The organism is uncultured Nitratireductor sp. (assembly GCF_913053745.1).
GTDB lineage: Bacteria > Pseudomonadota > Alphaproteobacteria > Rhizobiales > Rhizobiaceae > Nitratireductor.
Genome location: NZ_CAJXGF010000144.1, coordinates 1 through 10,743, shown reverse-complemented (window position 1 = coordinate 10,743; position 10,743 = coordinate 1). Strand labels below are relative to the sequence as shown.

The 10,743-nt window shown below is 62.6% G+C and carries 8 protein-coding genes and 1 pseudogene; 4 read left to right on the top strand and 5 right to left on the bottom strand.

Annotation, left to right across the window (positions count from 1 at the left end; all coding sequences use genetic code 11):
* Positions 1-385: pseudogene (locus QZ638_RS19045) on the bottom strand (hypothetical protein); the annotation flags it as partial.
* A gap of 74 nt (positions 386-459) precedes the next feature.
* Positions 460-1,758 carry an adenylosuccinate synthase gene (locus QZ638_RS19040; RefSeq protein ID WP_295813478.1) on the bottom strand — a complete coding sequence of 433 codons (1,299 nt, stop codon included), beginning with the start codon at positions 1,756-1,758 and terminating at the stop codon, positions 460-462.
* A gap of 241 nt (positions 1,759-1,999) precedes the next feature.
* Here QZ638_RS19040 and QZ638_RS19035 point away from each other — a divergent pair, with 241 nt between their 5' ends.
* Together QZ638_RS19035 and serA are read left to right on the top strand one after the other, a co-directional pair.
* Positions 2,000-3,175, top strand: coding sequence for a phosphoserine transaminase (locus QZ638_RS19035; RefSeq protein WP_295813477.1), 1,176 nt, complete (start codon positions 2,000-2,002; stop codon positions 3,173-3,175).
* A 68-nt stretch (positions 3,176-3,243) separates the two neighbouring features.
* On the top strand, positions 3,244-4,842 hold the full coding sequence (gene serA / locus QZ638_RS19030) for a phosphoglycerate dehydrogenase (RefSeq protein WP_295813476.1): 1,599 nt from the start codon (positions 3,244-3,246) through the stop codon (positions 4,840-4,842).
* A gap of 52 nt (positions 4,843-4,894) precedes the next feature.
* Here serA and QZ638_RS19025 read toward each other — a convergent pair whose 3' ends face one another.
* Positions 4,895-5,806, bottom strand: coding sequence for a DMT family transporter (locus QZ638_RS19025; protein WP_295813475.1), 912 nt, complete (start codon positions 5,804-5,806; stop codon positions 4,895-4,897).
* Positions 5,807-6,070: 264 nt separating this feature from the next.
* Between QZ638_RS19025 and QZ638_RS19020 the strand changes: the two genes are divergently transcribed.
* Positions 6,071-7,432: a sugar transferase gene (locus QZ638_RS19020; RefSeq protein WP_295813474.1), complete on the top strand. Its 1,362-nt coding sequence runs from the start codon at positions 6,071-6,073 to the stop codon at positions 7,430-7,432.
* Between the two features lie 152 nt (positions 7,433-7,584).
* Entirely contained in the window at positions 7,585-8,508 is a 924-nt protein-coding gene (locus QZ638_RS19015) for a sugar kinase (protein WP_295813473.1), read from the top strand.
* A gap of 1 nt (position 8,509) precedes the next feature.
* Here QZ638_RS19015 and pbpC read toward each other — a convergent pair whose 3' ends face one another.
* Together pbpC and QZ638_RS23380 are read right to left on the bottom strand one after the other, a co-directional pair.
* A complete protein-coding gene (gene pbpC, locus QZ638_RS19010; protein WP_295813479.1) occupies positions 8,510-10,579 on the bottom strand; it encodes a penicillin-binding protein 1C in 2,070 nt (689 codons plus the stop codon).
* Between the two features lie 24 nt (positions 10,580-10,603).
* On the bottom strand, positions 10,604-10,743 hold a 140-nt coding region (locus QZ638_RS23380; protein ID WP_366936259.1), incomplete at its 5' end, for a hypothetical protein.

The window sequence follows — 10,743 nt, the reverse complement described above, 5'->3', positions numbered from 1 at the left end:
CGCTTTCCGCCGGTTCCGGCGCGCCGGTTTCATGAGGCTCCGGCGTCTGCTCGGGAACGGGCGGTTCGGCCTCGAGCGCGGGCGAAACCGGCTCGCTGGGCTTGACGGGGTCGACGTCGAGTTCCGCAAAAATCTGATCGAGATCGTCCTGCGCGGGTTCTTCCGGCTCGGGCGGAGGCGCATAATCGGCCTCGACCTTGGCGATTGCATCCGCCAGGAGCTTGCGCTGGCGATCGGCCACCGCAGCGGAGGGCGCGGGATCCATACCGGCGAGCTTGGTTTCGATCGTCGTCCGGGCTTTCTGATAAATGCGCTCGCGCGCCGCCGGAGTGTTTTCCGACAACGCCTCGATCGTCTTCTTCAGAACCGCAGAAAAATCCGCCATACCTTATCAAACCTGTTTTACTTCTTGAACGCGCAGCCGCCCCACGGACACGCAAAGCAGTTCTGTCCGCGAAACTAGTCCTGAAAAGGATCGGTCACAAGTATGGCGTCTTCGCGTTCGGGACTGGTGGAGAGAATCGCCACCGGCGCGCCGATCAGTTCTTCGACGTGGCGAACATACTTGACAGCCTGTGCGGGAAGGTCGGTCCACTTGCGTGCACCCTTGGTGGTGCCCTTCCAGCCTTCCAGCGTTTCGTAGACTGGCTCGAGGCGCGCCTGCGCGCCCTGGCCCGCCGGCAGATAGTCGATCAGCTCGCCATCAAGCCGGTAGCCCGTGCAAATCTTGATCTCGTCCATGCCGTCGAGAACGTCGAGCTTGGTCAGCGCGATACCGTTCATGCCGTTGGCGACCACGGCCTGACGCACCAGAACCGCATCGAACCAGCCGCAGCGGCGCTTGCGGCCCGTCACCGTGCCAAACTCATGGCCCCGCGTGCCAAGGAACTCGCCGACCTCATTGTCCTGTTCGGTCGGGAACGGTCCCTCGCCGACGCGGGTCGTGTAGGCCTTGGTAATGCCGAGTACGTAATCGATAGAGCCCGGCCCGAGACCGGAGCCCGTGGCAGCCTGTCCGGCAATCGTGTTGGAGGACGTGACGAAGGGATAGGTGCCGTGGTCGATGTCGAGCATGGTACCCTGCGCACCTTCGAACAGGATGCGTTGACCGGCGCGGCGCGCATCCTCGAGAATCTTCCAGACCCGATCCACATAGGGAAGAATCTTGTCGGCCACCGAGGTGAGTTCGTCCATGATCGCGCCATGCGAGACTTCGTCGTGCCCAAGACCGCGGCGCAGGGCGTTATGGTGCGTGAGCAGCCGGTCGATCTTCATCGGCAGCGTGTCGGTGTTGGCCAGGTCCATGACCCGGATCGCACGGCGGCCGACCTTGTCTTCATAGGCCGGACCGATGCCGCGACGGGTGGTTCCGATCTTCGTTCCGGAGTTGGAGGCCGCATCCTCGCGGAAACCGTCGAGCTCCCGGTGCAGCGACAGGATCATGGCCGTGTTCTCGGCAATTTTCAGCCGGTCCGGCGTCACCTCGACACCCTGTTCCGCGAGCCGGTCCATCTCGGCGACGAAGGCATGCGGATCGAAAACGACGCCGTTGCCGATAACCGAAAGCTTGCCCGGACGGACGACACCGGAAGGCAGCAGCGACAGCTTGTAGCTCACGCCGTCGATGACGAGGGTGTGGCCGGCATTGTGACCGCCCTGGAAACGCGCCACCACGTCGGCGCGCTCGGACAGCCAGTCAACGATCTTGCCCTTGCCCTCGTCGCCCCACTGCGAGCCGACAACCACCACATTTGCCATGAAAACGTCCTTCCCGGCGCAACGTCCGGCGGGTCCCCCGCCTGGATGACTTCAGAAAACGAAACGCCTCTATAGAGCCTCAAGGCCCCGGTGGGAACCGTCTCGCGCCACAGCGGCCCCTTTTCCCCGCCGGCAAAGGCGACCACACGCCACTTGACGCAAAAACCGGAACGGCGTAACTCCGTCCGTGGGCCACCTCTCCCCACCGAGAGGCGTGCTATCTGGAAGGATAGGAAACATCATGAGCACACTCCCCACGCCGGACAACCGTCCGGCCAATACGCATTTTTCCTCAGGTCCCTGCACAAAACGTCCCGGCTGGTCGCTTGACGCGCTCGCCGACGCGCCCCTTGGCCGGTCGCATCGTTCTTCCATCGGCAAGGCGAAACTGGCAGAGGCCATCGATCTTACCCGTGAAGTTCTGCAGGTGCCGGACGATTATCGTATCGGCATCGTGCCCGCCTCCGACACCGGCGCCGTCGAGATGGCGCTCTGGTCGCTTCTGGGCGAACGCGGCGTCGACATGGTTGCCTGGGAATCCTTCGGTGCCGGATGGGTCACCGATGTGGTCAAGCAGCTGAAACTCGACGATGTGCGCCGCATCGAAGCCGATTATGGCGATCTGCCGGATCTCGGCTCCATCGATTTTGACCGCGATGTCGTCTTCACCTGGAACGGTACCACTTCCGGCGTGCGTGTGCCTGACGGCAATTTCATTCCGGCAAACCGCGCGGGCCTGACCATCTGCGACGCCACATCGGCGGCCTTCGCGCAGCGCCTGCCCTTCGACAAGCTCGATGTGGTCACCTTCTCCTGGCAGAAAGTGCTTGGCGGTGAAGGCGCCCATGGCGTCATCATCCTTTCGCCGCGCGCCGTGGAACGGCTGGAAAGCTACACGCCCGCATGGCCGCTGCCCAAGATCTTCCGCCTGACCAAGGGCGGCAAGCTGATCGAGGGCATCTTCCGCGGCGAAACCATCAACACGCCCTCGATGCTGTGTGTGGAAGACTATCTTGACGCACTGAACTGGGCGAAATCCATCGGCGGCCTCGACGGGCTCGTCGACCGTGCCAATGCGAATTTCGCCGTGATCGACGAATTCGTGCGCAAGAGCGACTGGATCGATCATCTGGCGAAGGTGCCGGCGACGCGCTCCAACACCTCGGTCTGCCTGTCGATCGTCGATCCCGAGATCGCCGCGCTCGGTGCAGCCGAACAGGCGGCGTTCGCCAAAGGCATGGTTTCGTCTCTGGCCAAGCAGGGCGTCGCCCATGACGTCGGCCATTACCGCGATGCGCCCCCGGGCCTGCGGATCTGGGCCGGAGCAACGGTCGAGGCCTCCGATCTGGAAGCGCTGATGCCGTGGCTCGACTGGGCGTTTCAGGCCCAGAAAGCAAGCCTACAGGCGGCAGCCTGACGCTGTACTCTCGGCTCCGACTGCGGAGCCGCCTTTCCCAATTTCATTTTGTGAAACAGGAGGCCGCTATGGCGCCCCGCGTACTCGTATCCGACAAACTGTCGCCCACCGCCGTCGAAATTTTCAAGGAACGCGGCGTTGAGGTGGATTATCTGCCCGAACTCGGCAAGGACAAGGAAAAGCTTCTATCCGTCATCGATCAGTATGACGGCCTCGCCATCCGCTCGGCGACCAAGGTCACCGAGAAGCTGATCAACAACGCCACCAATCTGAAAGTGGTTGGCCGTGCCGGCATCGGCGTCGACAATGTCGACATTCCGGCCGCATCGCGACGCGGCATCATCGTGATGAACACGCCGTTCGGCAATTCCATCACCACCGCCGAACACGCCATCGCCATGCTGTTTGCCGTGGCGCGCCAGATTCCCGAAGCCAACACGTCGACCCATGCCGGCAAATGGGAAAAGAACCGCTTCATGGGTGTCGAAATCACCGGCAAGACACTGGGCGTGATCGGTTGCGGCAATATCGGTTCCGTGGTCGCCATGCGCGCCATCGGCCTGAAAATGCATGTGGTGGCCTTCGACCCGTTCCTCTCGGCGGAACGCGCCTCGGAACTGGGTGTCGAGAAAGTCGAGCTCGACGAACTCTTCAAGCGCGCCGACTTCATCACACTGCATACCCCGCTGACCGACAAGACGCGTGGCGTCATCGACAAAACCGCCATCGCCAAGATGAAAAAGGGCGTGCGCATCATCAATTGCGCCCGTGGCGGCCTGGTGATCGAGGCGGATCTCGTGGAAGGCCTGAAATCCGGCAAGGTGGCGGGTGCCGGCATCGACGTGTTCGAAACGGAACCGGCAACGGAGAACCCGCTGTTCGACATGCCGAACGTGGTGTGCACGCCGCATCTGGGTGCATCGACCAGCGAGGCGCAGGAAAACGTCGCCATCCAGGTGGCCGAGCAAATGGCGGATTACCTGACCAAGGGCGCGGTCACGAACGCGATCAACATGCCCTCAATCAGCGCCGAGGAAGCCCCGCGCCTGAAGCCTTTCATCAAGCTGGCGGAAGTGCTGGGGGCTTTCGTCGGCCAGGTGACCGACGAAGCCATCGATGAAGTCGAGATCCTGTTCGACGGCTCCACCACCGAGATGAACCGCCGGGCACTCATCAGCGCCGCCCTTGCCGGTCTCATCCGCCCGCAGGTGGCCGACGTGAACATGGTTTCAGCCCCGATCATGGCCAAGGAGCGCGGCATCATCCTGTCCGAGGTCAAGCGCGACAAGTCGGGCGTGTTCGACGGCTACATCAAGCTGACGGTGAAGACCTCCGAGAAGACGCGTACCATCGCGGGCACGGTGTTTTCCGACGGCAAGCCGCGCTTCATCCAGATCAAGGGCATCAATCTGGATGCCGAGGTCGGCCAACACATGCTCTACACGACCAATTACGACGTGCCGGGCATCATCGGTCTGCTGGGTTCGATCTGCGCCAAACATCAGGTCAACATCGCCAACTTCCAACTCGGCCGAAACCGGCCGGGCGGCGATGCGATCGCCCTGCTTTATCTGGATGCGCCCTTCCCGACGGACGTTCTCAAGGAGTTGCGCGCGACCGACGTCATTCTGTCGGCGAAACCATTGTCATTCGACGTGGCCGCTTAAGCGGCGCACCCTGTCGGAAACGGCAGACACGTTTCGAAAATCCATGCCGGCGCTATGCGCCGGCATTCGCTTGTCGGGAGGCCATCTTCCGGCCGCCATGCTCCGCAAGCCATATGCCCCCGAGCACCAGAAAAAGCGCGACGGCATGATAAGTGAAGAAGGCTTCGCGCAGGACGACGATCGACAAAAGCGTGCCGAATATCGGCACCAGATTGATGAACAGCCCAGCCCGATTGCCACCGATCAACTCGTTGCCGCGAATATAAAGCGTCTGTGCGAAGATCGAGGGAAACAGCACAACGTAGAGCACCACCATCCAGCCCTGAAAGTCCGGGACGATAAGGCGATCCGTCGCCACCTCCCAACCCACCAGCGGCAGGGAAGCCAGGAGCGCGAAGACGGAGAGCATGAACATCAGGCTCAGCCAGTGGATGTTCGGCTTCAATCGCAGGCCCACCGTGTATCCCGCATAAAGGAGGACGGCGACAAGCATCAGAGCATCGCCGAAATTGACGTCGAGCTCCAGAAGCCGGGAAAACTCCCCGTGGCTGGCCACCAGCGCCACGCCGACCAGAGACAGAATGAAACCGGCAAGCTGCAGAGGGCTCACCCGCTGCCGAAACAGCAGGAAGTTGGCGACAAAGATCACCATTGGCACCGCACCCTGCTCGATCGCGATGTTGATCGCGGAGGTAAACTGGGCGGAGCTGTAGAAAATGGCGTTGAAGCCGGTAAAGCCCAACGCCCCCAGCATGGCCAGCAAAGGCAAGTTTTGCCGTATTTCCGGCCAGTCGCGCCGCAGATGCGGCCAAGCGAAGAGGGCGAGCAGCGCGGAACCGATGATCCAACGAAGCGTTGTCAGCATCATCGGCGATACATGCCCGACCGCAAGCCGACTGGCCACGGCATTGCCACCCCAGAAGAGTGTGGTCAGACAAAGAAAGATATAGGCTTGACGATACATGAAATCACAAGAACAACGACACAGTCCGGCGTGATAGAGCCTCGGGCGTGAAACGTAAATGCCAACGTCACAATTTGACACGCAAAGTGTTGCACAAGAGGACAGCGGCGGTTTCAACCGCTAAGATCATTCGAATCGGGTTCGCACCCGGATGACTGATTGGCGCTTGCATCAAAGGATGAGCGGGAATCATCGGTTGCGCAGCCGGGTCAAGCGTGGCAAAGCGCATTCACTGGGCTGTTAAGCGCGGGGCAAGAATTTACGTTGAACGACGCGTCCAAACCAACGGGCGGCGATGACCGCCCCGCCAATCGCAACGCCAGGCGTATTCTGAAGCACGGCCCAGCAGAGACAAGCCCGGATCTGGAAGACGTTCTCCAACACGGCGCATCCTTGCGCAAACAACGGCTGTTGAGAAATTTCCGTCCCATGCTGCCGGAAATCCTCGCAGCAGCCATTCTGCAATGCCTCGTCTATGCGGCCTTCATTCTGAACGCCACGCGGAGCGACTGGGACAATCTGGCAATCGTCTGCACGGTCCTGTTCACGCTGCCTTTCGTGGTCGCGTTTGCACTGCTTGGATTCCGTCGGCAGAGAAACACCTTCACCGTCGCCATATTCGTCACGTTCGTTTGCTTCAATGTGGCCGTGGCCGTTCTGTCCGGCCTGCGCATTCCCGTAAGCTATACGGCGCTTCTGACGGCCTATGCCGTCGCCACCGTGGCAATGATCGTCGCCAATCTGCGGCTCCATCGATCTCTGGAAGACCGCGTTGCCCTGCTCGATTTTCCCAAGGCCGGTCAGGTTGCCACGAGACTGGCAGGCGATGTCGCCATCGTCAGCGATAAGACAACCGATATAGGCGCTTACGACCGGATACTGATCGACACGAAAACCCACCACAACCCCGAATGGTCGGCATTCCTGACCAAAGCCTACATGGTCGGGGCAGACGTGACCCCCTGGTTCAACTTCCTCGAACTGCGCGAAGGCCGTGTCGATGTCGGCGCGTTCGACGTGTCGCACCTCGCCTATACGCCCAGCCAGATCTATTATTCCAAGGCCAAGCGGGCACTCGATCTTGTCGCCGTCATCGTCACAGCCCCGATAACGATCCCCCTGGGCTTTCTGATCTGGCTTTATATCCGAACCCTGGATGGCGGCCCGGCCATTTTCGTGCAGACCCGCCGAGGATACGGCGGACGTCCCTTCAACATGCTGAAGTTCCGCACGATGTATCACGGCCGGCAGGGCGGTGCGACGCGACCGAACGACGACCGGATCATCAGGGGCTGCCACCTGCTGCGCCGACTGCGATTGGACGAACTTCCCCAGCTCATCAATATCTGGCGTGGTGAGATGAGCCTGGTGGGACCGCGTCCGGTCGCGGAGTACGTCGCACAGGCAAGTGAAGCCGCAGAGCCAAAATTCATTCACCGCACCATGGTGCTGCCGGGCATCACCGGCTGGGCGCAGGTGAATTCCGGCTATGCCGGCACCACGCAGGAAGAAATCAACAAACTTTCCTACGATCTCTATTACATCAAGCACCTGTCGTTCGATCTGGATACGCTCATCATATTGTCGACGATCGGCACGGTCCTGTTCGGACGCGGCGCCCGTTAGGGACGGAATTCCGCGAACCGCGAGGCGGCGGCTCGCCCGCCCGACCTCCCGCAACCCGCCCGGTGCGAAAAACTTCTCACGCCAGACATTCACCAATGCCGCGCAATCGCTTAAAGAGAAGCGCGCTGCATTCAGGGAAGGACAATGCCGACATGAGCCATCTGAACATCATCTGCATGGGCGAGCCCTTGATCGAGTTCAACCAGGTGGACGAGACGGGCCGCTATCTCTTCGGCCATGGCGGCGATACTTCCAACTGCGCCATCGCGGCCGCGCGGGCGGGCGCTTCCGTCGGCTTTTTCACCGCGCTCGGAGCAGACGAATTCGGCGACAGCCTGATGCAGCTCTGGGCCGATAACGGCGTGAACGCCAGCCATGTCCTGCGCAATCCGGATGCCCATACAGGCATCTATTTCGTTAGCCATGGCGAAAACGGCCATGTGTTCTCCTATCTGCGCAAAGGCTCCGCGGCGAGCCGCGTTACTGCCCGCGACCTGCCGCGCAGTGCCATAGAAAACGCCGAGATTCTCCATCTGTCCGGCATATCGATGGCGATCAGCGCCGATGCCACCGATGCCGCCTTCGAGGCGATCGACGTGGCGCGGGCCGCAGGCACGAAAGTTTCGTTCGATACCAACCTACGCCTGAAACTGTGGCCACTGGAGCGCGCCCGTGCGCTCACCGAAGCCGCCATGCGCAAAGCCGACATCGCGCTTCCCGGACTGGAGGATGCGGAACAACTGATCGGCATCAGCGATCCGGACGCCATCGCAGATCATTATCTGGGTCTTGGCGCAGGCATCGTCGCGCTGACGCTCGGCAAGGATGGCTGTCTCGTGGCGACGCCGAACGAGCGCCGTCGCGTGCCCGGCATCAAGGTCAGCGCCGTGGACGCCACGGGCGCCGGCGACACGTTCGACGGCAATTTCCTCGCCGAGCTCAATCGCCATGGCGATCCGTTCGAAGCGGCGCGCTACGCCAATGCAGCCGCTGCCCTTTCCACGCAGGGCTTTGGCGCAGTCGCTCCGATGCCCATGCGCGAAACGGTTCTGAAAGCCCTGGCGGACGCCGCCTGAACTATTCGAGAAAAACGTCGACGCTGGCCGAACGACCGACAGCGTCGATCACAGTCAGGGTCGATGCGCCGCCGCCATCGGGAACCCAATTCGCCTTGCGTCGCCGATAGGCGTCCGGCAGGGGCTCGCCGTTGGCCAACCAGCGGAATGGCGCGCGGCCGCCATTGATCTTGAGCGCCAGCGGCATGACACGCGCGCCGCGCGCAAGTCCCACATCGATCCGCGCGCCTTGTGGCGGAAACACGATTTCGGGCGCCGGCTCCACCGGGGCATCGGCGCGAAAGGCATTGCCCGAGACGGAAAACCGGCGCATCGGATAGGGAAGGTCGGAAGCGGCAAGCCGGATCGCGCCAGCCGGTGCCGGCGGGAAGGGGGCAATGCCGATGCCCGAACGTGAAAATGCCTCGAACAGGATGGGGGCGGCTGCCAGATAGCCGGTCAACCCCGGAACCGAGCCGCCATCGGGCCGCCCCGCCCACACACCCAGCACATGCCGTCCGTCATAGCCCACCGACCAGGCGTCGCGGTAGCCATAAGACGTGCCTGTCTTGTAGGCGATGCCGAGACGCGGCGCCCCCTCGGGTGGCGCGACACCGGAAAGGATATCGGCGACCTGCCAGACGGCCTGCGGCGTGAGTACGGAAGGAGGATGCGCGGCAATCTCTGCATCCTCCAGATAATGCAGCTCGCGCACCCGTCCGCGATTGGCAAGCCCACCATAAAGCTGCACCAGCCCTTCAAGCGACAGCCCCGCGCCACCAAGGCCGATGGCGAGACCCGGGACCTCGCCCGGCGGCAGAGCAGGCGGAACACCGGCCTGCCGCATGCGCGCCACCAGCCGCACCGGTCCCACCGCATCGAGCAGCCGGATCGCCGGCACGTTGAGCGACATCTGCAAGGCCATGCGCACCGAGACATCGCCCTGATAGGCCATGTCGAAATTGCGTGGGCGATAGCCCGAGAAATTGCCGGGCCGGTCCTCGATCATCGTTTCCTGCATCACCAGCCCCTCCTCGAAGGCGAGACCGTAGATGAAGGGTTTGAGTGTGGAGCCTGGCGAGCGCTGGGCCACGCTCATATCGACCCAGCCGTCCCGCGCGGCATTGAAATAACCCGCCGATCCGACGCGCGCGATCACAGCGCCGGTCCGCGCATCGGCAAGCACCATCGCCACGGAAACGCGCGGGCCCAGTCCACGGGCGGCTTTCGCGGCAACGGCCTCTAAATCGACCTGGGCTTTGCGGCTGATCGTAAGACGGTGCACGCGCCTGCCGGGCTGCGCTTTCACCACAGCGTCGGCCAGATGCGCGGCATAGGTCGGCATGGGCAGACGTCGCCCGGCAAGATTCGCCTCCGAGGCGCGCGCGACCTCGCTTTCGATGATGACGCCAGCTCCCGCCATGCGGGCGAGCACGCGATCGCGCGCGGCTTTTGCCGTTTTCGGGTTTCGGTCGGGCCGGCGCGCTTCCGGCGATTGCGGCAGGGCGACAAGAAGAGCCGCCTCAGCCAGCCCGAGCTTATGGGGCTCCTTGCCGAACCATGCAAGGCTGGCCGCACGCACACCCTCCAGATTGCCGCCATAGGGAGCGAGTGTCAGATAACGTTCCAGAATCTCACGCTTGGAGAGCCGGCGTTCAATCTGCAGGGCGCGCACGATCTGGTGAAACTTGGCCGTAAAACTGCGCGCCTGGCGCGGCTCGATCAGGCGAGCAAGCTGCATCGACAATGTCGAGGCGCCCGAAACGATGCGCCCGTTCCAAAAAAGTTGCAACGCGGCGCGGCCGACAGCACGCAGATCGATGCCGGAATGCGACCAAAAGCGTTTGTCCTCATAGGCGATGAGCATGTTCAGAAACTGCGGGTCGAGCGTGTCGATATCCGCCGGCAGACGCCAGCGCCCGTCGGATGCCGCATAGGCCCGCAACAGCGCCCCGTCGCGGTCGAGAACCTCCACCGAAAGCGGCGCCGGATCGAGCGGCGGCGGATAGGCTGCATCGAGCCGGTCGAGCGTTGCCGCACCGCCGAGAGCGAGCAGAGCCGCAAGGCCAGCGGCCATGGCGATCCGACGCATATGTCGACGTGTCTTCATCGCCGCCTACCGTCCCAAGATCTCCATGAAGCCCGTGGCCGTGCGGGCGGAGAGCTGCGGACGGTACATATCCTCAACGCTCGCCGCCGGATGCGTGTAGACGCCCGGCGTCACCGCACGCACCACATAGGCGAGCCGGAATTTGC